The sequence below is a fragment of the Pseudoxanthomonas spadix genome (assembly GCF_003703395.1).
GTDB classification, from domain to species: Bacteria; Pseudomonadota; Gammaproteobacteria; order Xanthomonadales; family Xanthomonadaceae; genus Pseudoxanthomonas_A; species Pseudoxanthomonas_A spadix.
On sequence record NZ_RDQN01000001.1, the window covers coordinates 15,214 to 36,852 of the forward strand.

Sequence of the window (21,639 nt, forward strand, 5' to 3'; positions counted from 1 at the left end):
CGGCGACCAGGGCGATGCCGATGGCTGGACGGCTCAATCCGGGCGGCGCAACGCCTGGATCAAGGGCGCCAGGTGCTTGGCGTAGGGCGCCCATTTCGGCACGTCCCTGGCCTGGATGCCGCCACGGACCTGGACCGCGCTGGCGGTCACCACCCCCCGCTGCCGGCCTGCGAGCTCCAGCATCGCCGGATCGAAGTCCAGTCCGCAGAAGGCACACACCTGGCGCAGCACGGCTTCGGGCTCGCGCACCAGGCGTGCATATTCCACGTCCAGGATGCGGCCGGGGAAGCGCCGGTGCCAATGGGCCATGAGCGCGCGGTACTGGCGGTAGTACGCCGCCAGCTCCTGCAGGTCATAGCTATAGGGATTGGCCTCGGAAAACAGCTCGCGCAGGTTGGAGAAGCAGGTTTCCACCGGGTCGCGGACCAGGTGCAGGATCCTGGCCTGCGGCAATGCCGCGGCGATGAATCCGATGTTGAGGAAGTTCGAAGGCAGCTTGTCGGTAAAGAACGCCTCGCCCTGCAGGCGCCACGCAATTCCGTCCAGATAGCGCTGCCCGGCAGCAGCCAGGTCCGCGCGTTGCGCACGCTCCACGATCGTGGTGTCGATCACTCCGCGGCAGTGGTGGTCGGTGGCGTGGCGCATGGCGCTGGTGAAGTCATAGAGCTCGCCAATGCCCCTGACATGCGGCGATCCGTCCATCATCTGCTCGAGCAGGGTGGTGCCCGAGCGGTGCATTCCGACGATGAAGATGGGCGTGGCACCGGCATTGCCCGTGGCAGGCGTCGGCGGCGGGGTGAATGCGGCCAGCGCCTGCATCAACCGGTAGGACGCGCCAGTTTCGTATTGCAGGGTCGAACGCTTCGCGCGGCAGCCCAGCATCAGCGCCTGCCAGGCGCCCTGGGTGTCTCCCAGGTCGTCCAGTTCCTTGTGCAGCGCGAAACCCAGCAGGGCGACATCGGCGGCACTGCGGCCCGGCCGCTGCAACTGCGCCTTGATGGCGTCGACGTGGTGCGAGGTCGGCTGCTGCCTGCGCAGCGCGGCCTGCAGCCACCAGCCCTGCGCAATCTCCGGTGCCCGCTTGAGCGCCCGCGCCACGTCCTGCTCGGCTTCCCTGAAACGCCCCAGATAAGTCAGCACCTGGGTCCTTGCCAGCAGGGTCGTTGGATAATCGGGGTCCGCGCGCCGGGCTTCGTCCAGCAGGACGATGGCCTGATCGGGCAGGTTGACGTAGCTCAATTGCGCCGCGGCCCGGATCAGGGCCGGAATGGACATGCGCGAAGCCGGCAGCATGCGCTTGATGCACTCCAGCAAGGCCGGGATCTCGTTGAATGTCCGCAGCCTGGGGAGCAGCTCGTCCAGGACCTTTGGCGAGCTGGTCCCGGTCGCATGGGCCTGCATCGCACAGGCGAGCGCCTTGCGGTATTGCCCGCGCAGGGAATGCATGTAGGACAACTGGACCAGGACGTAGGGGTCTGCCGGCTTCTGCACGAGCGCTGCGCCATACAGGGCGATGGCCTGGTCGATGTCCCGCCGCGCCGCGCAGGCTTCGGCGCGTTCGAGCAGGGCGCCATATCCGGGCGCGGGAACGGCAGGGCTCATGCCGCGGGCGCCTCCAGCAGGATCCGCAGCGGTTCCAGTTCGTCGGCGTACCGTTTCCAGGCGCCGACGCCCCGGCTGTTGATCGGTTCGCGGACCTGGGCGCTGCTGGCGGTGGCAACCGGCGCCGGGTTGCCGGTGATGTCGGCCAGGCCAGGCCAGGCCGGAAGGCCGGCGAAATCCAGCACCTCGGCGATCACCCGCGGCGAATCCTCCACCAGTGCCTCGTAGGACACCACCTTCACCGCCTGCGGCGCCATGCGCTGCCAGCGCGCCATCAGCTTCTCGACGCCGCGAACACGCGTGGCCAGCGACTTGAAGTCGTAGCTGTAGGGGTACGCGCTGCCCTGGAACAGCTCCTTCAGGTTGGAGAACGCCGCATCCATTGGCTGCCGCTGCATCACCAGGATCCTGGCGTGGGGCAGCGCCTGCACGATCAGCGGGATGTTGAAGAAATTCTGCGGGTTCTTGTCGATGGCAAAGGCGGTGGCCGAGGCATGGCGACGCAGGCGCTGCATGTACAGATGCCCCACCGCACGATGGTCCAGGTGCATGAAGTCCGCGGGTCGATGCGCTTCCAGCAGGGTGCTGAAGAACCGGTCGGAGACTTCGCTGACCGCCACCGCGAAGTCGTTGCGCTCGCCCACCGAGCTGACCCATCCGTGGTTGCCCAGGATCCGGTCCAGGAGCGTGGTCCCGGTGCGCGGAAGTCCCACGATGAACAGCGGCGTGGGTTGCTCGGCCTTGGTGTCCGTTCGGGTGCCAGGCGACCAGTCCAGCGCATGCAGTGCCTCGAGCCTGGCCTGGTCCTGCGCCGGGTCGTGGTGCAGCCGCTGCTGCATGATGCCGGCGCCCGATGCCAGTGCCTGCCAGGCGCGCGGATCGCGGCCCCGGTCGTACTCATGGAAGAGCGAGTACAGCAGGTGCGCCTGCTCGATGCCGTCGGCGGGATGCGCCTGGCGCGCGGCTTCCAGTCGGGCCAGGCGGTGGCCCTGCATGCCATCGCGCGCCTGGGTCGCGATCGCCCAGTGTGCGTCGACCAGGGCCGGGTCCAGCGCCAGGCTGCGCTCATGGAGCACGGCGGCCTCCTGGAGGCGGCCGAGATAGCGCAACACGTTGGCGCGCGTGAACACCAGCAGCGCATTGGGAGCCAGCCGAGGCTGGACGCCATCGAGGAAACGCAGGGCATCGTCATAGCGTCCGGCCAGCCAGAGATGCTGGGCCAGTGCCGGCGATTGCCGCAGGACGTCAGGGTCGCTCCAGTCGGCAGAAAGGATGACCGAAGCCACTTCCGCGTCTTCGGCAAAGTCCAGCAGCCGCAGGGTCACATAGCCAAGATGGCGCGCGCTCGCCCCCAGTCGGACCGCATCGGCGGCCTGGAGCGCGTGCTGGCGGGCCTGGCGGTAGCGCCCGTTGAATTGCGCGAACCGCGACAGGCGCAGTCGGGCCGGGATGTGGCGCGCGTCGAGCCGCAGCAGTGCTTCATATTCTTTGCGTGCCGACTGCAGGTCGCGCTGCGCCTCGAATTCCTGCCCTCGGGCCCAGTGGGCGTTCAATGGTGGCTGCATTTGGCGTGGTCTTGGAAGGTCTGTGCGGGTGCAAGGATAGCGGTCGTCCTGCCCCGTCGGGCAGGGCGTGGCAGATAAAGAAAGGGCCGCCTTGCGGCGGCCCCTCTTTGACGATCGTGATGCAGGCTTCGATCAGAAGTCGTACTGCGCCATGAAGCGGAAATAGCGCGGCGTCTGGTACGAGTCCGGCAGCAGGTAGGTCGGCGAAGGCTGACCGGTGGGGTTGATTTCCGCCGTCTCGTTGATGGCGGTCACCTTCTGCCTGTTGAAGACGTTGAACACGTCGACCTTGAACTGCCAGCCTTCCATGGCGGAGGGTTTGTAGGCGACGTTCAGGTCCAGGTTGTTGGTCCATGGCAGGCGTCCTGCCTTGCCACGTGGGACCGCCACGACCGTTGCATCGTCCACGCCACCATCGGTCGTCGTGCCGCAACGCATGAAGGACGAGCCGTACGGGTGGGGCGCGAAGTTGGTCTGGATGATCTTGCCGGTGGGGTCGCGCACCGGCGGCGCGTCGTTCAGATCCAGCATGCCCATGCAGTTCTTCGGACGTCCGGATTGCACGATGAAGTTGCCGCCCACCGACCATTCCTCGTTGAACTGGTAGTTGCCGAACAACTTGATCGTATGGCGCCGGTCATTGGGCAGGTAGCCGTAGGTATCGACCGTCAGTTCCTTGTAGTCGAAGTCCTGGGTGACATTGGTGTCGTCCTGGCCGATGTCGGATTTCACGCCACCTTCGGTGTTGCCCTTGCTGTAGGCCAGCGTGTAGTTGGCCTGGAAGAAGAACTTGTCGTAGTTGCCGTCCAGGGTGAAGTCCAGTGCCCTGTAGGTGCGCTTGGCCTGCGGGCTGAGCAGGTCCGCGTCCACTTCGGTGGTGATGTAGTTGCCGTCGCCCAGCAGATCGGTGATGTAGACCGCGTCCTCGCCCGGGTTGAACATGCGGCAGTACGGGAAGCCACCGTTGGGAAGGATGTAGTCCAGCCCGGCCTCCTCGGCCGCATGGGCGATCGGCGTGTAATCGCAGTTGTCGTCGATGGCGGCCTTGAGCTTGCGATAGGTGCCCTTGACGCCGAAGCTCAGGTGCTCGGTCAATGCCTGCTGGAAGCCCAGGATATATTCGTCCTGGTACATCGGGTCGAGGTTGGTCGAGGCGATCGTCTTGGGATCCTTGGAACCACCGAACTCGCCGTTGATGTACTGGATCGGGCTGATCGGAACGGCACCCAGCGGCGCGCCGGTGACCGGATCGACGCCGGTGTAGCTGTAGAACTGCCGCGAAAACACCGATGCGCTGGCGCCGCGGATGGCCACGCTGGAGGTCAGCGGCAGCGCATAACGGCCGGCGTTACCATAGATCTTCAGCGACGAATCGCCGTTGACATCCCACGAAAAGCCAAGCCGGGGGCCAAACTGGTTCTCGATCTCGACGTAGGCATCGCCGTCGCCGTTGAGGTTCTCGAACGAATCCCAGCGCAGGCCCACATAGGCCAGGAAGTTGTCGGTGATGTTCCAGTTGTCCTCGATGTAGAAGGCCTCCTGGTTCACCTCGACGGTGGCGCCCTGGTTGACGATCTGCTCACGCACGCGATTGACGCCGGCGGCGGTGGTGCTGTACTGCCAAATGCGGCCGCCCTCGTAGGAGGCGCCCGCCACAGACTCGTAGTCGTCGCGGTCGTAGCCAAAGCGGATCAGGTGGTCGCCCAGTGCCCACTCAGCGTCGATGCGGTACTGGTCGCGGGTGTCCTCGCCGTTCTCGGCGTCGATGGTCGTGCCGGTGATGTTGCAGGTGCTGCGGTACTGGCCGGTCAGCTGCCGCTGCGCCAACGGACGCGAATCCTGGATGATGGGGCAACCGGTAGCCGGGTTGTTGAGGTCGCCGCCGTAGGATGCCTTGCTGCCGTCGGGATAGCGCAGATACTGTTCGCGCGAGAACTCGCTGTGGCCATACAGGGCCGAGAGGGTGAATGTATCGGTGAGGTAACCGGTGTAGCGGCCGATATAGTTCTCGCCGCCCTGCTCACTGAAGAAGCTACCGATCTTGTCTCCGCGATCGGTCTCTCCGGGCGTGTTGGCGTAGGCGACCTGCTTGGTCTTCTCCTTGTCGGAGAACGCGGTGAACTCCAAGGTGTGGCGGTCGCTGATGTTCCAGTCCAGCTTGACCAGCCAGGTCGGATCGCGTTGGTCCTCATTGAGGTTCTGGTTGGACAGGACCGAGCCCCATTCGTCACTCTCGGTCTTCCCGTACTGGATCAGGCCGTAGGCAAACAACTTGTCCTGGATCAGCGCGCCGCTGGCCCAGGCCGAGGTGACCCAGCTCTCGCTTTCATCTTCGGAGTTGTCCGAGCGCAGCGTGCCGTATTCGCCGGTCAGCGGATTGGCATAGAGCGTGTCGCGGGTATGGGCCTGCAGTGCCTTGGGCTCGAAGAACACGTTGCCGCCGGCATGGAATTCATTGGTACCGCGCTTGGTGACCTGGCTGACCACGCCACCGAGCGAACGGCCGAATTCGGCGCCATAACCGCCGGTCTTGATCTGCTGCTCGGCGATCGCCTCAAACGGGACCTGGGCAAAGTTGAGGCCGCGGAACGAGTTGGTGATGTTGAAGCCGTTGACGTAATACTGGTTCTCGGCCACCGAGGCGCCACCGAACGAGGCGAGGTTGCCGAACGCGGAGTCGCCGCGCACGGTGCCCGGCGCCAGCAGGGCGACTGAGGTGGTGTCGCGCGCAACCGGGATGCGCGCGATCTGCTCGGCGGTCAGGATGGTGGTGGACTCTACCGAAGACACGTCGATCGGGTTGAGCATGGCGGTTCCGCGGACCTGCACCGTGCCCAGGGTCGAGGCGGCGCCTTCAGCAGTGACGAAATTGACGGTCGAGCCACTGCCGACCAGGACGCGCACGCCCTCGCGGACTTCGGTGGTCCCGTCGGCGCCCTGCTTGGTCAGGGTATAGGTGCCGGTGGGCAGCGTGGAGAAGCGATAGCTTCCGTCTGCGCCCGCCGTCACGGAGCGGGAAAAACCCGTATCCGGGTTGGTGATCTGCAGGGTCGAGCCTGCCGGTGCCTGACCGGAAATGGAGCCGGTCGATTGCTGCGCGAACGCGACGGTGCTGAAACACATGCCAAGGGCAACGCTGAGTGCGGTGCGCTGCATCGCTTGTTTGGTGCGGTTGACTGCCACAGTCTCTCTCCTGACTACGGTATGAATTGAAGGATCCCGTGTGTCATCTCTGGCAAGCCGTGACAACGGTTAACCGGAATTTAGCGGTCTTCGCCGCACAAGTCACGAAAAATTAATGAAGTGCCGGTCCGAAGGCGGATTTCCCGACGTGAGTCAAATTCAGTCATGTGAAGTTGCCTGGTTGCGGTCACCCGCAGAGACGGTCGGCTGCGCGCCTTGGCCGAAGGCTGGCTCGCGTCGCGGTCAACGCCCCAGCTCAAACACCACATCGATGCTCACCGAGAGCGTGGCTTCACCCGGCGAGACCGGGGTGCTGTCGGCCACCTTGGCGCGCGCGGTCATCATCACCGGGCTCGGGCCGCCGCCGCTGGCGCCTTCGGAAATGCTGACGATGCGCCGGACCTTGAGGCCCAGGCCGCTGGCGTAGGTTTCGGCGCGGGCCTGGGCCTGCTTGAGGGCAGACAGGCGGGCCTGGTCGTAGAGCGGTTCGGGCTGCTCGATCTCGAAGGTCGGGCCGTTGATCTGGTTGGCGCCCTGGGCGGCGAGGGCATCGAGCACCTGACCCAGCTCGGCGAGCCTGCGGACCCTGAGGTTGACGGTATTGGTGGCCTGGTAGCCGGTGATCTTCGGGGCCTGGTTGTCGCGGTAGTCGTATTGCGGGCTGAGCATCACCCCGCTGGTCTGGATGTCCTTCTCGGCGATGCCGGCCTTCCTGATCGCCGCCATGAGCTGGGTCATCTGGGCGGCGTTCTGGGCGATGGCGGTGTTGCCGTCCACGGCCTGGGTGACCACGCCGGCGGAGAGGGTGGCGATGTCCGGCGCGCGGCTGGCTTGTGCCTGGGAGGACACTGACAGCAGCGTGCCGTCGGCCGGCAGGGTGTAGCCGGAGGCGGTCTGGGCTGAAGCGGGCATGGCGGCGCCTCCAAGGGCGAGGACGAGGGCGATCAGCAGCGGGCGAAGACGGGGGTTGCGCATGGCGGTGTCCTGTTCCAGGGCGGTGGCGGGAGGGTATCCCACGCCATGAACGGGCGGTCGGCCAAGTCGGGGTTGCGGCGGGCGCGCGCGCGCCGGGTCATCGTTGCGCCAGGCGCCGCGGAGTATCCTGCACCCATGCTGTTTCTTGCCTCCCAATCCCCCCGGCGCGCCGAGCTGCTGGCCCGTCTCGGGGTGCGCTTCGATGTGTTGACCCTGGACATCCCCGAGCAGCGCCAGCCTGGCGAGGCGGCGCTGGACTACGTGCGCCGGGTGGCGCAGGAGAAGGCGCAGGCCGGCCTGGCACGGCTGCCCGAGCAGCCGGGCGCGGTGGTGCTTGGTGCGGACACCGAAGTGATCCTGGACGATGTCGTGTTCGGCAAGCCGGCCGACCAGGCCGATGCGGCGGCCATGCTGCAGCGCCTGTCCGGGCGCACGCACGCGGTGGCCAGCGCGGTGTCGGTGGTCGCGGCCGGGCGCCAGGCGCAGCTGCTCAACGTGTCGGAGGTGACCTTCGCGGAGCTGACCGGGCAGGCCATTGCCCGCTACGTGGCCACCGGCGAATCGATGGGCAAGGCCGGCGCCTACGCCATCCAGGGCCGTGGCGAGGCGCTGATCACCCACCTTTCCGGCAGCTATTCCGGTGTAATGGGTCTTCCGCTGCACGACGCAGCGCGCCTGCTTGCGCAATTCGGAGTGCTTTGATGTCCGAGGAGATCCTGGTCAACGTCACCCCGCGGGAGACCCGGGTGGCGGTGGTGGAAAACGGCATGCTGCAGGAACTGCACATCGAGCGCGGCTGGCGCCGCGGCATCGTCGGCAACATCTACAAGGGTCAGGTGCAGCGGGTGATGCCCGGGATGCAGGCGGCTTTCGTGGAGATCGGCCATGACCGGGCCGCCTTCCTGCACGCCAGCGACATCGTCCGCGCCGGGCCACCGTCGAACGTGGCTGCCGGCGAGGAAGTGCCGCTGCCGCCGGCACCCATCGCGCCGGCGTCCATTTTGGAGCTGGTGCGCGACGGCCAGGACGTGGTGGTGCAGGTGGTCAAGGACCCGATCGGTTCCAAGGGCGCGCGCCTGACCACCCAGATCAGCATTCCCTCGCGCTATCTGGTGCTGCTGCCGCAGTCCAGGGTGATCGGGGTGTCGGCGCGGATCGAGGACGAGGCCGAGCGCGCCCGGCTCAGGCGTCTGATCACCGAGCTGTCTTCGCAGCACGGCAGCATGGGCTACATCGTGCGCACCAATGCCGAAGGCCAGCCGGCCGAGGCGCTGGCCGAGGACGTGGCCTATCTGTCGCGGGTGTGGAACGTGATCAACCGGCGCGCCGGCGAGATGGCCCCGCGCGCGCTGCTCTACGAGGACCTGAGCCTGCCGCTGCGCGCGGTCCGCGACCTGATCCGCAAGGACGTGGAGAAGGTCAAGGTCGATTCGCGCGAAACCTACGAGCGCCTGCAGGCCTTCGTCGCCAAGTACATGCCGCCGCTGGCCGAGCGCATCGAGCTGTATGGCGGCGATCGGCCGATCTTCGACCTGTACGGGGTCGAGGACGAGATCGGCCGCGCCCTGGACAAGCAGGTGCCGCTGAAGTCCGGAGGCTACCTGGTGATCGACCAGACCGAGGCGATGACCACCATCGACGTCAACACCGGTTCGTTCCTGGGCCAGCGCAACCTGGAGGAAACGGTCTACCGAACCAACCTGGAAGCGGCGCAGGCGGTGGCCCGGCAGCTGCGGCTGCGCAACCTGGGCGGGATCATCATCATCGACTTCATCGACATGTCCGATGCCGAGCACAAGCGCCAGGTGCTGCGCACGCTGGAAAAGGGTCTGGCGCGCGACCATGCCCGCACCACGGTCTACGACTTCTCGCCGCTGGGGCTGGTGGAGATGACCCGCAAGCGCACCGTGGAAAGCCTGGAACGCCAGCTGTCCGAGCCCTGCAGCGCCTGCGGCGGGCGGGGCATGGTCAAGACCGCCGAGACGGTGACCTACGAGATCTTCCGCGAGATCACCCGCGCCACCCGCCAGTTCGAAGCCGCGCGCCTGCTGGTGATCGCCTCGCCGCAGGTGGTGGCGCGGATCACCGACGAGGAGTCGCAGGCGGTGGCCGAGCTGGAGGAGTTCCTGGGCAAGTCGATCCGCTTCCAGGCCGATGGGCAGTACCTGCAGGAACAGTTTGATGTCGTGCTGCTTTGAGGCCGGGGCCGGGGCCGGGGACCCGGGACCCGGGACCCGGCAAAGCGGGATTTCGGCGTGTCCGTTGCCGCTTTCGCCGTTTCAGGGGCGAGATCCAACACTCCGGCGACAGCGTGAGGCCGTCGGTCCAACTTTTGCCGTTGCTTCCCCGGGTCCCGGGTCCCGGGAAAGCGGGATTTCGGCGTGTCCGTTGCCGCTTTCGCCGTTTCACGGGCGAGATCCAACACTCCGGCGACAGCGTGAGGCTGTCGGTCCAGCGTTTGCCGTTGCTTCCCCGGGTCCCGGGTCCCGGGCCCCGGGTCCCGGCTCCCCGGCCCCGGCCATCGCTTGATGCCCATTGCCTTCCACCACCGCCTGCGCGTGCTGCGCCGCGTGGCCTGGTATGCGCTGGCCGTGGCGCTGGTCTGCGTGGCCCTGGTGCTGGGCGTGGTCAGCCAGCTGCTGCCGCTGGCCGAGCGCCACCCGGACAGGGTCGCGGCCTGGCTGAGCCAGCGCGCCGGGCGGCCAGTGACCTTCCGCACGCTCAAGACCGAATGGACCCGGCGCGGCCCGCTGCTGCGGCTCGATGGCCTGCAGGTCGGCGGCAGTGGCGCCGGGCAGGGCGTGCAGATCGGCCAGGGCGAAGTGTTGGTGGCGCTGTATTCGGGCCTGCTGCCGGGCCGGGCCTTCACCGAGCTGCGCCTGCGCAACATCGCCCTGGAAGCGGTGCGTGCCGAGGATGGCAGCTGGACGATCCGTGGATTTCCCGGCCAGCACAGGCCCGATCCGCTGCAGTCGCTCGATGGCCTGGGCGAACTGCAGGTGGTCGACGGCCGCCTGCGCGTGCTGGCGCCCTCGCAGGGCTGGGACCTGCAGCTGCCCAGCATCGACCTGCGCCTGCGCGTGCAGGGGCCGCAGGTGCGGGCCGGCGCACGCCTGCGCGGCAGCCGCCAGGGCGGCAAACCGATCGGGATCGCCGCCCGGTTCGACCGCCACAGCGGCGACGGGCGCGCCTACCTGCAGGGCGAGGGCATCACCCTGGCCCACTGGCAGGCCCTGTCCGGACTGGCCGGGATGCAGCTGCGCGGCGGCCGTGGTGATGTGCATGCCTGGGTGCAGCTGAAGGCCCATCGCGTCCAGCAGGTGCAGGCCGAGCTGGCGCTGAAACAGGTGCAGCTGGCCACCCGCGACGGCAGCGGCACGGCGACCTTCGCGGAGATCAGCGGGCGGGGGCGTTTCCAGAAGCAGCCCGACCAGTGGCGCCTGGACGTGCCTCGGCTGCGGCTGGGGCCGAAGGGCGGCAGCGGCGGTGTCGATGGAGTGAGCCTGATCGGCGGCGCGCGCTCGGCGTTGGTGGCGGACCGGATCGAGGTCGCGCCGCTGCTGCAGGCGCTGGCGATGAGCGACCAGCTCAAGCCGGGCCTGCGCACCTGGCTGCAGCAGGCCAGGCCGCAGGCGGTGTTGCGCCAAGTGCAGGTGGCCGGCTCGGTGCGGGGACCGCTGCGGCTGGCGGCGCAGGTCCAGGACGCCGGGTTTGCCCCGGTGGGCCAGGCCCCGGGCCTGAGCGGCCTGGCCGGCCGCCTGACCGGCGACACGCAGGGCGTGGCGCTGGTGCTGGATGAGGCGGCGCCGTTCAGGTTCGACTGGCCGGCCGGCTTCGGCGTGGTCCACGCCGCGTCGCTGCGCGGCACCCTGGCCGGCTGGCGCGAAGGCGCCGGGTGGAAGTTCGGCACGCCGGCGCTGCGGGTGGTCGGCCCGGATTTCGGGCTGGACGTGCGCGGCGATGTGTGGTTCCAGAACGATTCCAGCCGACCCTGGCTCAACCTGGCCGCCGAGGTGCACGACACGCCACTGGCGGCCGCACGCGGGTTCTGGGTGCGCCACCGCATGTCCAGGGCGGCGCTGGGCTGGCTGAACATGGCCCTGCAGGGCGGCACGCTGCGCAACGGCACCGGGCTGGTCGCCGGTGACCTGGACCACTGGCCGTTCCTGCACAACCAGGGGTTGTTTGATGCCAGTGCTGACATCGAAGGCGGACGCATCCGCTTCCAGGCCGACTGGCCGGACATGCAGGGCGTGGATGCGCACGTGCGCTTTGTCAACAACGGCTTCCAGCTCAGCGGCAAGGGCCAGCTGGGGCAGGTGCCGGTCAGTCGCATCGAGGCCGGCATCGCCGATTGGCACCAGACCGTGCTCAAGGTGGACGCGGCCGGCGGCGACGATGCCGGCGGGCTGCTGTCGCTGGTGCGCAGCAGCCCGCTGCAGCAGCGCTACGGCAGCGCGATCAAAGGCCTGAGCGCGTCTGGTCCGGCCAGGGTCGACTACCGGATGCAGCTGCCACTGCGCGCCGGTTCGGGGGTGGAACGGCAGATCGGCGGCCAGGTGGCGCTGGACGGCGCGCGCCTGACCGACCGCACCTGGGACCTGGATTTCAGCCAGGTGCGCGGTGCGGCCAGCTTCAGCGATGGCGGCTTCCAGGCGCCCTTGCTCAGCGTCAACACCGGCGGCCAGCCGGGCCAGCTGGCCCTGCGCGCGGGCACCTCGACGCAGGATCCGGCGCATGTCTTCGAAGCCCAGCTGCAGGCGCCACTGACCAGCGATGAACTGCTGCAGCGGGTGCCGGAAATCGGCTGGCTCAAGGCCTATCTGCACGGGCGTTCACCGTGGACGGTCAAGGTCGGAGTGGGGGCGCCGGCGCAGGCCGGGGCCGATCCGCCGGTCAGGATCAGCGCCGCTTCCAACCTGGTCGGCACCACCCTGAGTCTGCCCGCGCCGCTGGCGAAATCCGCCAGCCAGGCGCTGCCTGCCAGCGTGGACGTGCAGCTGCCGTTGGATAGGGGCCAGGTGGATGTGGGCTTCGGCAAGCTAATGGCACTGCGCATGCAGCAGCGTGGCGGCAACACCGGTGTGCGCGTGGAAATGGGCCGCAGCAGCATCGCCCAGCCGGTGCCGGACAGCGGCCTCAGCGCCGGCGGCACGGCGACCTCGCTGGATGCAGCCGGCTGGATCGCGGTGGCGCGCGCCTCTGGCAGCGCACCGGCCGATACTCCCCTGGTCAAGGCGGCCGCCGCAGCCGCCGCGCTGACCAATCCGCAGGCCGTGGTCGATCCTGTTCCGGCCGCCGCCAGCCAGCCGCTCAAGCTGCGTGGCATCGACATCACCGCGCAGAAGCTGCTGCTGATTGGCGGCGCCTTTCCGGCCACCCGGGTGCAAGTGGTGCTGGCGCCCCAAGCCCTGGAGGTGAAGCTGGACGGCGCGGCGCTCTCAGGCAGCGTGCATGTGCCGGAGGATGAAAACGCGCCGGTGCGCGGCCGGCTGGCGCGGCTGCACTGGGTGTCGGCCGCGCCGCCGCCGACGGCTGATACCGGCTCGACACCGGCCGCAGACGACCTGGACCCGTCCGCGCTGCCCTCGCTGGCGCTGGACGTGGACGACCTGCGCTTCGGCCAGGCCCGGCTGGGCCAGACCACCCTGCGCACGCGCAAGCTGCCCTCCGGCCTGCGCGTGGAAGCCCTCAGGATGCGCTCGCCGCAGCAGAAGCTGGACATCAACGGTGACTGGACCGGGCGCGGCCGCAGCGCGCGTACCCACCTGGTGGCCAAGGTCGACAGCCAGGACCTGGGCGCGTTGATGGACGGCCTGGGCTTCACCGGGCGGGTGCGCGGCGGCACCGGCAAGGTCGAGCTGGACCTGGCCTGGCCGTCGAGTCCGGCGGACTTCTCGCTGGGCGGGCTGGACGGCAGCGCCAGGTTGAGCGCGCACAACGGTGCGCTGCTGGAAGTCGAACCGGGCGCCGGCCGCGTGCTCGGCCTGTTCAGCCTGACCCAGCTGCCGCGCCGGCTGATGCTGGATTTCCGTGACTTCTTCTCCAAGGGCTTTGCCTTCAACCGGATCGAGGGCGATGTGGCCTTCAACGATGGCCGCGCCCGCACCGACAACACCGTGATCGAAGGTCCAGCGGCGCAGATCCTCATTGGTGGCAGCACCGACCTGGGCAAGCAGACCTTCGACCAGACCATCCACGTCCTGCCGCGCTCGGGCAACCTGCTGACCATGGTCGGGGCCTTCACCGGCGGCCCGGTCGGCGCGGCGGTCGGCGCGGCCGCCAACGCGATGCTGGGCAAGCCACTGGGAGAGATCGGCGCCAAGACCTACCACGTGACCGGTCCGTGGAAGGACCCCAAGGTGGATGTGACCGAACACGAAGGCCCGGCCACACCTGCGACCAAGCCAGTCCAGATGCCTGCACCTGTCACGCCCGCACAGCCGCGCTGAGCGCGCGCGGCTTGCATTCCCCCTTCAGGACCCGATCATTACCCCATGAGCACATCCGCACTCGCACTTGCCCAATCCCGCCTGCTGGTTCCCGCTGGCCTTGACCAGACCGGTCTGGAGCGTGCCTTCGGCGCGCTGCTGGGGCCGGGCATCGACTTTGGTGACCTGTATTTCCAGCATGCGCGCCGCGAGAGCTGGACGGTGGAGGACGGCATCGTCAAGGACGGCGCGCATTCGATCGAACAGGGCGTGGGCGTGCGCGCGATCTCCGGCGAGAAGACCGGCTTTGCCTACTCGGACGACATCAACGCGGCTGCGCTGCTGAGCGCGGCCGGTTCGGCCCGGGCGATCGCGCGCGATGGCGCCAGCCACGCTGCGCGCACCCTGGTGCGCGGCCAGGGCCGGGCGCTGTATGCGCCGGAAGATCCGGTCGATGCGATGGACAACGACGACAAGGTCGCCGCACTGCGCGCGGTGGACAAATTCCTGCGCGCGGCCGATCCGCGCGTGCAGCAGGTCACCGTCAGCCTGTCCGGCGGCGTGGACACGGTGCTGGTGGCGCGCAGCGACGGGGTGCTGGCCTCGGACGTGCGCCCGCTGGTGCGTCTGAACATCCAGGTGATCGTCGAACAGAACGGCCGCCGCGAATCCGGCTACGCCGGCTACGGCGGGCGCTATTCCTACGCCGAACTGCTCGGCACCGGCCGCCCCGAGGAATTCGCCCGCGAGGCCCTGCGCCAGGCGCTGGTGAACCTGGAAGCGGTCGACGCGCCGGCCGGGGTGATGCCGGTGGTGCTGGCCTCCGGCTGGCCCGGCGTGCTGCTGCACGAAGCGGTCGGCCACGGCCTGGAAGGCGACTTCAACCGCAAGGGCACCAGCGTCTACGCCGACCGCATCGGCCAGCGCGTGGCCGCCAAGGGCGTGACCATCGTCGATGACGGCACCCTGGAAGGCCGCCGCGGCTCGCTCAACGTCGATGACGAAGGCCAGCGCACCCAATGCACCACGCTGATCGAGGACGGCGTCCTGGTCGGCTACATGCAGGACAGCCTCAACGCGCGCCTGATGGGCATGGCGCCGACCGGCAACGGCCGCCGCGAATCCTTTGCCCACCTGCCGATGCCGCGCATGACCAACACCTACATGCTGGCCGGCCAGCACGATCCGCAGGAGATGATCCGTTCGGTCAAAAAGGGCCTGTACGCGGTCAACTTCGGCGGTGGCCAGGTCGACATCACCAGCGGCAAGTACGTGTTCTCCGCCACCGAGGCCTACCTGATCGAGGACGGCAAGGTCACCGCGCCGGTCAAGGGCGCCACCCTGATCGGCAACGGCCCGGAGACCATGCAGAAGGTGCGCATGATCGGCAACGACCTGGCCCTGGATGCCGGCGTGGGCGTGTGCGGCAAGGACGGGCAGAGCGTGCCGGTTGGCGTGGGCCAGCCGTCGCTGCTGATCGACGGGCTGACCGTGGGCGGCACCAGGGCGTGAGCAGCGCCGGGACTCTGGGCCCGGGACCCGGGGCCCGGGCAAAACGCAGTCGCGCAGGAGCAACGGCCTGCTCGGCATGCCCCTTCTCCCCCGCTTGCGGGGGAGAAGATGACCGCAGGGTAGATGAGGGGGGTTTTCCGCTGCTGGCGCATCACGATGTCGTTGGCTTCGGCACCTGCGCAGACAATCGGCCGGTTCTGGTCTTCGGCAACCCCCTCACCCCCTCAGTCGCTCGCCGCGACTTCGAGCTCTCCCCCACAAGTGGGGGAGAGGGGGCCGATCCGCTGTTACCCGGGGCCCGGTTCTGCCGCCGTCAGCACCTGGCGCAGGACCCGGAACAGCTCGCGGTAGGAGGCCGGCGGCTTGTTGCGCTTGCGTTCTTCGGCCACGTTGCGGATCAGCTGGCGCAGGCGCTGGCGGTCGGCGTGCGGATATTCGTCCAGCAGTTGGGTCAGCGCTTCGGGGTCGTCGAGCAGGCGCTCGCGCCAGCTTTCGGCCTGGTGCATCAGGCCGGTCTCGATGCGCGCCGCATCGCCGCTGGTGTCCAGCGCGTCGCGGATTGCCTCCAGGGTGTCGTCGTCTTCCTTGCGCATCTGCTTGGCCAGGAACTGCAGCTGGCGCTTGTGCGCGATGTGCGAGGTGACCCGGCGCGTTTCATCCACATGTCCGGCCAGTTCCTCGCTCAGCGGCAGGCGCGCCAGCTGCGCCGGGCTCAGCGCCACCAGCTGTTCGGCCAGCGCACGCACTTCCAGCGCGCCCTGGCGCTGCTGGGTCCGGCTGGGGCCGCGAAATTCGCCGGTTTCAGGATCGCGTCCGCGCATTCAGCACACCTTCCTCAAGGGCACGCAGGATCGAGCGCGCGCCAAGTCAATCGAATAGAGCCACTAGGATAAGCCATTGAACGCACTCACTTCCCCCGCCCGCGACGACAGCGCCCAGCGCCTTGATCACCTGGCCGAGCTGTCCGAGCGCCTGCTGGCCATGGCCCGCAGCCGCGGCGCCAGCCAGGCCGAGGTCAGCTGCAGCGAGGATTTCGGCCTGAGCGTCAACGTGCGCATGGGCGAGGTGGAAACGGTCGAATCCACCCAGGACCGCGCGATCGGCGTGACCGTCTACTTCGGCCAGCGCAAGGGCAGCGCCAGCACCGGCGACCTGCGCGAGGAAAGCCTGGCCGCCACGGTCGAACAGGCCTGCGCCATCGCCCGCTATACCGAGGACGACCCAGCGGCCGGCCTGGCCGACCCGCAGCGCATGGCGCGCGACTTTCCGGACCTGGGCGGCTGGCACCCCTGGCAGCTCGATGCCGATGCGGCCGTGGACCTGGCCCTGGCCTGCGAAGCGGCCGGGCGCGACGCCGATGCGCGAGTGCGCAATTCCGACGGCGCCTCGGTCAGCAGCAGCCATGGCCTGTCGGTCTATGCCAACTCGCATGGCTTCGTCGGCCGCGAGCGCGGCACCCACCATTCGATCAGCTGCGCGCTGATCGCCGGTACCGGTGAAGGCATGCAACGCGACGGCTGGTATTCGACCGCGCTGGCGCGCGAGCGGCTGGAAGCGCCCGAGGCCATCGGCCGCCGCGCCGCGCAGCGCACCGTGGCCCGGCTGGCGCCGCGTGAGCTGGCCACCGGCCAGTACCCGGTGCTGTACAGCGCCGAGGTCGCCCGCTCGCTGATCGGCCACCTGCTGGGCGCGGTCAGTGGCGGGGCGCTGTACCGCAAGGCCAGCTTCCTGCTGGACCACGCCGGCAGGCAGATCTTCCCGGACTGGTTCTCCATCGAGGAACGGCCGCTGCTGCGCGAGGGCCTGCGTTCGGGCGCATTCGATGCCGAAGGCGTGGCCACGGCCGATTCGGCGCTGGTGTCCCATGGCGTCCTCCAGCGCTACGTGCTGGGCAGCTATTCGGCGCGCAAGCTGGGCCTGTCCAGCACCGGCAATGCCGGCGGTATCCACAACCTGGAGATCGCCGCCAATGCCGGCGACCTGGCGACGATGCTCAAGGACATGGGCACCGGCCTGCTGGTGACCGAATTGATGGGCCAGGGGGTCAATCCGGTGACCGGCGACTACTCGCGCGGCGCCGGTGGCTTCTGGATCGAAAATGGCCAGATCGCCTATCCGGTGGACAACGTCACCGTGGCCGGCAATCTCAAGGACATCTTCGCCGCGATCGAAGCGGTGGGCAGCGACGTGGATCGGCGCTCGCACATCGGCATCGGCTCGGTCCTGGTCGGGCGCATGACCGTTGCCGGTGGGCAATGACGTCTTGCCTGATGCCTGCCGTGCAGGGGGATTGACGCGCGCCGCGCCGGCCACGACAGTGGCCGCGGCCAGCCCACGGCCGGATGCGTTCCACCACCCCACTTCAGGAACCGCAAGCGCATGAACGAATTCGAGAACGTCACCGCTCCGCCGCCGCCGCCCACAGGCGTGGCCCCGCAGGAAGACCGCACCGTCGCCCTGATCGTGCACCTGACCGGCATCGTGGCCAGTTTTGTCGTGCCACTGATCCTGTGGCTGGTGAACAAGGACAATCCGGCCAAGGCCTGGCTCACTGACCAGTCCAAGGAAGCGCTGAACTTCCAGATCACCGTGTTCATCGCCTATCTCGTCTGCAGCGTGCTGGGTGTGATCGGGATCGGTTTCCTGCTGATGCCGCTGGTCTGGGTCGCCAACCTGGTGCTGTGCATCCTGGCCGGCGTCAAGGCCAACGAAGGCGTCAGCTACCGCTATCCGTTCGCGCTGCGCCTGATCAAGTAGCCGGCGGACTGGCAGCAAACAGGCCCGGCATCGCCGGGCCTTTCGCATGGGCGCCGCGGTGCTTGCCGGCAAGGACCTGCCTGAGCCAGCTTTCCGCCGCACCTGCATCTTACCGGGTCTGACCCAGGCGTTGACGCTGGCCGCATCGCAATGCGCTCGCGCCATGAACCTCACTGAACACGTTCCGGCGCAGGTCAACCCGATGCGCGGTGGGGCGTTTGCATGTGCAGTGTTTCTTCGCAGCAGGTGCCATGCGCATGACCCGCCAGACCGCCGTCAGCGCCACCAATCGCTTTGGCCTGGGCGCGCGCCCGGGCGAACTGGCCGGGCTGGCCGGGCTGGCCGACCCGCAGGGCTGGCTGCTTGCGCAGCTGCATCCCGGCGCGCCGCCCGCGGCGTTGGCGGGCCTGCCGACCAGCCTGGAGGTCCTGCAGCAGGACATCGCCCTGCAGCAGGCACGGCGCGAAGCCAGGCAGAACGGCGGTGACAAGCCCACCGGGCTGGTCAAGGCATTGCGCCAGGGCCAGGTGCGCGAACTGGCCCTGCGCCACCAAGTCGCCGTCGAGAGCCAGGCGAGCTTTGTCGAGCGCATGGTGCGGTTCTGGTCGAACCACTTCGCCGTGTCGCTGGACAAGCCGGTGGCCGCACCTTACGCCGCGCCAATGGAGCGCGAAGCGATCCGCCCACACGTCATCGGCCGCTTTGGCGAGCTGCTGCTGGCGGTGGAAACGCACCCGGCGATGCTGCGCTTCCTGGACAACGCGCGCTCGGTCGGCGCCGACTCGATGGTGGCCATGCGCGCGCGCCGGCGCAATCCGGACAAGGCCCCGGGGCTCAACGAAAACCTCGCCCGCGAGATCCTGGAGCTGCACACCGTCGGCGCCAACGGCGGCTATACCCAGGCCGATGTCACCGAGCTGGCCAAGGCCATCACCGGCTGGGGCGTGCCGATGCCGCAGGACTTCAAGCGTGGCCAGGTCCACAGCGCCTTCGTGTTCCGCGCCAACGCCCATGAAGGCGGCGCGCGCACGGTCATGGGCAAGCGCTACCCGCAGGCCGGCATGGACCAGGGCAAGGCCGTGCTGGCGCAGCTGGCCGTGCATCCGGCCACCGCGCGGCATGTTTCGAGCAAGATCGCCCGGCACCTGATCAGCGATGCGCCGCCGCCGGGCGTGGTCGAGGCCATGACCCGCGCGTGGCTGAAAACCGATGGCGATCTGGCCAGCGTCTACGCCACGCTGATCCGCCACCCGGCCGCGTGGGGCGCGCAGGCGCGCAAGTTCAAGACGCCCGACGATTTCGTGGTGTCCGCGCTGCGCGCCGGCGGCCGGCCCGACGACCGGCGCCCGCAGGCGCTGGCCACGCTGCTCAACCGCATGGGCCAGCCGACCTTGACCCCGCGCTCGCCGGCCGGCTTCGAAGACGACGCCGCGCAGTGGAGCGGGCCCGACGCGCTGTGGAAGCGGGTGCAGAGTGCGCAGGCGCTGGCCGAAGCGGTGCCCGAGGCTCTGCTCGATCCGCTGGGCACCGCGCAGGCGGTGTTCGCCGACACCCTCGACGCCGACACCCTGACCGCGCTCAGGCGTGCCGAATCGCCGCGCGATGGCCTGGCGCTGTTGTTCGCCAGCCCCGCGTTCCAGTGGAGGACCTGAAATGCCATTGACCCGACGCGCCTTCCTCGGCGCCGCTGGCGCGATGACCACCCTGACGCTGTGGCCCTCGCTCGGCCTGGCCGCGCTGCACGGCAACGACACGCGCCTGCTGGTCGTGCTGCTGCGCGGCGGCCTGGATGGCCTGCACACCCTGATCCCGATCGACGACCCCAACTACCGCAGCCTGCGTGGCGAGCTGGCACCGGACGACGCGCTCAAGCTGGACGCCGACTTCGCGCTGCATCCCTCGCTGGCCTTCGCCCATGCGCTGTATGGCAAGAAGCAGCTGCTGCCGGTGGTGGCGATCGCCCCGCCGTACCAGCAGCGCTCGCACTTCGAGGCACAGGACTGCCTGGAAAACGGCAGCGCCCGCCCCGGCGGCGCCAACACCGGCTGGCTCAACCGCTGCGCTGGCGCGATGGCCGGCACCCAGGCGCTGTCGATCACCACGGTGATGCCGCTGATCATGCGCGGCCCCGGCGATGCCTCCACCTGGTCGCCGCCGCTGCCCAGGCAGGTCAACCCGATCCTGCTGCAGCGCCTGCAGGACTTGTACGCGCACGACAGCGCGCTGGCCGAAAACTTCCAGCGGGCGGTGGCCAACCAGGGCATGGCCGCGGTGCAGGGCGCCGGCGGCAAGGGCCGGATGGCGGCGGCAACCGCTGCGGCGGCGACCTTCATGTCCCAACCCGACGGCCCGCGCATCGCCTTCGTCGAGGATTCCGGCTGGGACACGCACGCCGGCCAGGCGGCGATCCTGAAGAACAAACTGACCCAGCTGGACAACGGCCTGCGCGCCTTCCACGACGGCGCGCAAAGCCTCTGGGACAAGACCGTGGTCGTGGTGGTCACCGAGTTCGGCCGCACCGCCAGGGCCAACGGCACCGGCGGCACCGATCACGGCACCGGCGGCCTGGCCCTGCTGGCAGGTGGCGCCGTGCGCGGCGGCCGCATCGCCGGCCACTGGCCCGGCCTGTCGCAGGCCGCCCTCAACGACGGTCGCGATCTGCGCGTGACCACCGACATGCGCGCGCTGTTCAAGGCCGTGCTGGCCGGCCACCTGCGCGTGGACCAGGGCCGGCTGGAAAAGACGGTGTTTCCCGAAAGCGGCAAGGTGCGGGCGATGGATGGCCTGCTGGGGTGACACGGTGATGCCTCGCTGACGCCCAGGAGGGGCCGGCGTGGAGAAGTGCACCTTGCACACCGACTACGGCGACCTGGTGCTCTACAACCGGGAGGCGACGCAGGTGGCGGCGGGTGGTCGAACGGCTGCTGCGGGTGCACTGGCGGCGTCTGCAGCACGCTGAACGCCTGCCCGGGGACGATGGGGACAGCCAGGTCGGCCGGGGCTAAGATGATCAGGACATCCCTTGCGAGAGAACAGCCCATGGCCGCCGCGTTCAAACAGCAGGCCCATCAGCTAGTGGACGACCTGCCCGACGAGGCCAGTTGGGAGGACCTGATCTATCAGGCCGCCTTGCACCGGGCGATCGAAAAGGGCATCGAGCAGGCCGATGCCGGGCAGCTCATTGCCGCCGAGGACGTGCTTCGGCAACTCGAACTGGCCGCATGAGGGTCTGCTGGACGCCAGGCGCCCAGGCCCGGCCGCTGGAGATCCAGACCAGACCTACCTGAAAGCGCACGCCCCGGACGTTGCGGCGTCGGTGACGCTCCAGCTGGCGCGCCGCGCACTGGAACTGGGCGAGTTGCCAGCGATGGGCAAGCGGCTGGAACGCTATCGGCCTGCGGACGTGCGGGAGCTGCTGGAGCGGCCCTATCGCTTGATCTACCGCGTGACGCAGACGCAGGTGGAGATTCTGACGGTGCTGCACTATCGGCAGCTGATGCCGGCCGATCTGGCCGATCTGCACGACTGACTACGGCGCGGCCTAACGGCTGCGCCGTTCAAGCCGACGCCGAATCGCGACACCAAGGGAAACAGGGGGAATGCACTTACCGTAA

The 21,639-nt window shown here is 68.7% G+C and carries 15 protein-coding genes; 10 read left to right on the forward strand and 5 right to left on the reverse strand.

Annotated elements, in window-relative coordinates; all coding sequences use genetic code 11:
- Positions 1 to 33: 33 nt before the first annotated feature.
- The 4 genes from D9R12_RS00075 to D9R12_RS00090 all read right to left on the reverse strand — a co-directional run bounded on the left by D9R12_RS00075 (position 34) and on the right by D9R12_RS00090 (position 7,325).
- Positions 34 to 1,602, reverse strand: a complete 1,569-nt coding sequence (locus tag D9R12_RS00075) for a tetratricopeptide repeat-containing sulfotransferase family protein (protein ID WP_122226872.1) — start codon at positions 1,600 to 1,602, stop codon at positions 34 to 36.
- Positions 1,599 to 3,167, reverse strand: coding sequence for a tetratricopeptide repeat-containing sulfotransferase family protein (locus D9R12_RS00080; RefSeq protein WP_122226874.1), 1,569 nt, complete (start codon positions 3,165 to 3,167; stop codon positions 1,599 to 1,601). The genes D9R12_RS00075 and D9R12_RS00080 overlap by 4 nt, the downstream gene beginning before the upstream one ends.
- A 132-nt stretch (positions 3,168 to 3,299) precedes the next feature.
- A complete protein-coding gene (locus D9R12_RS00085; RefSeq protein ID WP_014161071.1) occupies positions 3,300 to 6,350 on the reverse strand; it encodes a TonB-dependent receptor in 3,051 nt (1,016 codons plus the stop codon).
- Positions 6,351 to 6,593: 243 nt separating this feature from the next.
- Positions 6,594 to 7,325: an SIMPL domain-containing protein gene (locus D9R12_RS00090; protein ID WP_122227599.1), complete on the reverse strand. Its 732-nt coding sequence runs from the start codon at positions 7,323 to 7,325 to the stop codon at positions 6,594 to 6,596.
- A 135-nt stretch (positions 7,326 to 7,460) separates the two neighbouring features.
- Between D9R12_RS00090 and D9R12_RS00095 the strand changes: the two genes are divergently transcribed.
- The 4 genes from D9R12_RS00095 (at position 7,461) to tldD (ending at position 15,268) form a co-directional block, all read left to right on the forward strand.
- On the forward strand, positions 7,461 to 8,027 hold the full coding sequence (locus D9R12_RS00095) for a Maf family protein (protein ID WP_122226876.1): 567 nt from the start codon (positions 7,461 to 7,463) through the stop codon (positions 8,025 to 8,027).
- A complete protein-coding gene (gene rng / locus D9R12_RS00100) occupies positions 8,027 to 9,523 on the forward strand; it encodes a ribonuclease G (RefSeq protein WP_122226878.1) in 1,497 nt (498 codons plus the stop codon). The genes D9R12_RS00095 and rng overlap by 1 nt, the downstream gene beginning before the upstream one ends.
- 330 nt (positions 9,524 to 9,853) lie before the next feature.
- Entirely contained in the window at positions 9,854 to 13,777 is a 3,924-nt protein-coding gene (locus D9R12_RS00105) for a YhdP family protein (RefSeq protein WP_122226880.1), read from the forward strand.
- Positions 13,778 to 13,822: 45 nt separating this feature from the next.
- On the forward strand, positions 13,823 to 15,268 hold the full coding sequence (gene tldD / locus D9R12_RS00110; protein WP_014161066.1) for a metalloprotease TldD: 1,446 nt from the start codon (positions 13,823 to 13,825) through the stop codon (positions 15,266 to 15,268).
- A 287-nt stretch (positions 15,269 to 15,555) separates the two neighbouring features.
- Here the strand turns inward: tldD and yjgA are convergent, their stop codons facing one another.
- Entirely contained in the window at positions 15,556 to 16,089 is a 534-nt protein-coding gene (gene yjgA / locus D9R12_RS00115; protein WP_122226882.1) for a ribosome biogenesis factor YjgA, read from the reverse strand.
- A 76-nt stretch (positions 16,090 to 16,165) separates the two neighbouring features.
- On the opposite strand from yjgA, the gene pmbA reads away from it, so the two are divergent.
- The 6 genes from pmbA to D9R12_RS16105 all read left to right on the forward strand — a co-directional run bounded on the left by pmbA (position 16,166) and on the right by D9R12_RS16105 (position 21,554).
- Complete coding sequence (gene pmbA, locus D9R12_RS00120) at positions 16,166 to 17,527, forward strand: metalloprotease PmbA (protein WP_122226884.1); 1,362 nt, start codon at positions 16,166 to 16,168, stop codon at positions 17,525 to 17,527.
- 120 nt (positions 17,528 to 17,647) lie between these two features.
- Positions 17,648 to 18,025: a DUF4870 domain-containing protein gene (locus tag D9R12_RS00125; protein WP_122226885.1), complete on the forward strand. Its 378-nt coding sequence runs from the start codon at positions 17,648 to 17,650 to the stop codon at positions 18,023 to 18,025.
- Positions 18,026 to 18,282: 257 nt separating this feature from the next.
- The gene (locus tag D9R12_RS00130; RefSeq protein ID WP_122227602.1) at positions 18,283 to 19,677 is read left to right on the forward strand and encodes a DUF1800 domain-containing protein; all 1,395 of its coding nucleotides are present in this window, start codon (positions 18,283 to 18,285) and stop codon (positions 19,675 to 19,677) included.
- 1 nt (position 19,678) lies between these two features.
- A complete protein-coding gene (locus D9R12_RS00135) occupies positions 19,679 to 20,821 on the forward strand; it encodes a DUF1501 domain-containing protein (RefSeq protein WP_122226887.1) in 1,143 nt (380 codons plus the stop codon).
- Positions 20,822 to 21,064: 243 nt separating this feature from the next.
- A complete protein-coding gene (locus D9R12_RS00140; protein WP_043290534.1) occupies positions 21,065 to 21,250 on the forward strand; it encodes a hypothetical protein in 186 nt (61 codons plus the stop codon).
- Positions 21,192 to 21,554: a type II toxin-antitoxin system RelE/ParE family toxin gene (locus D9R12_RS16105; protein WP_083833534.1), complete on the forward strand. Its 363-nt coding sequence runs from the start codon at positions 21,192 to 21,194 to the stop codon at positions 21,552 to 21,554. The genes D9R12_RS00140 and D9R12_RS16105 overlap by 59 nt, the downstream gene beginning before the upstream one ends.
- Positions 21,555 to 21,639: the final 85 nt, after the last annotated feature.

Bases quoted from the DNA above. Each gene is read 5' to 3' on its own strand.
- tldD (WP_014161066.1), top strand. From the start codon at position 13,823: ATGAGCACATCCGCACTCGCACTTGCCCAATCCCGCCTGCTGGTTCCC.
- D9R12_RS00135 (WP_122226887.1), top strand. From the start codon at position 19,679: ATGCCATTGACCCGACGCGCCTTCCTCGGCGCCGCTGGCGCGATGACC.
- D9R12_RS00105 (WP_122226880.1), top strand. From the start codon at position 9,854: ATGCCCATTGCCTTCCACCACCGCCTGCGCGTGCTGCGCCGCGTGGCC.
- rng (WP_122226878.1), top strand. From the start codon at position 8,027: ATGTCCGAGGAGATCCTGGTCAACGTCACCCCGCGGGAGACCCGGGTG.
- D9R12_RS00125 (WP_122226885.1), top strand. From the start codon at position 17,648: ATGAACGAATTCGAGAACGTCACCGCTCCGCCGCCGCCGCCCACAGGC.
- D9R12_RS00140 (WP_043290534.1), top strand. From the start codon at position 21,065: ATGGCCGCCGCGTTCAAACAGCAGGCCCATCAGCTAGTGGACGACCTG.
- D9R12_RS00130 (WP_122227602.1), top strand. From the start codon at position 18,283: ATGACCCGCCAGACCGCCGTCAGCGCCACCAATCGCTTTGGCCTGGGC.
- D9R12_RS16105 (WP_083833534.1), top strand. From the start codon at position 21,192: ATGCCGGGCAGCTCATTGCCGCCGAGGACGTGCTTCGGCAACTCGAAC.
- D9R12_RS00090 (WP_122227599.1), bottom strand. From the start codon at position 7,325: ATGCGCAACCCCCGTCTTCGCCCGCTGCTGATCGCCCTCGTCCTCGCC.
- D9R12_RS00080 (WP_122226874.1), bottom strand. From the start codon at position 3,167: ATGCAGCCACCATTGAACGCCCACTGGGCCCGAGGGCAGGAATTCGAG.
- D9R12_RS00095 (WP_122226876.1), top strand. From the start codon at position 7,461: ATGCTGTTTCTTGCCTCCCAATCCCCCCGGCGCGCCGAGCTGCTGGCC.
- D9R12_RS00075 (WP_122226872.1), bottom strand. From the start codon at position 1,602: ATGAGCCCTGCCGTTCCCGCGCCCGGATATGGCGCCCTGCTCGAACGC.
- yjgA (WP_122226882.1), bottom strand. From the start codon at position 16,089: ATGCGCGGACGCGATCCTGAAACCGGCGAATTTCGCGGCCCCAGCCGG.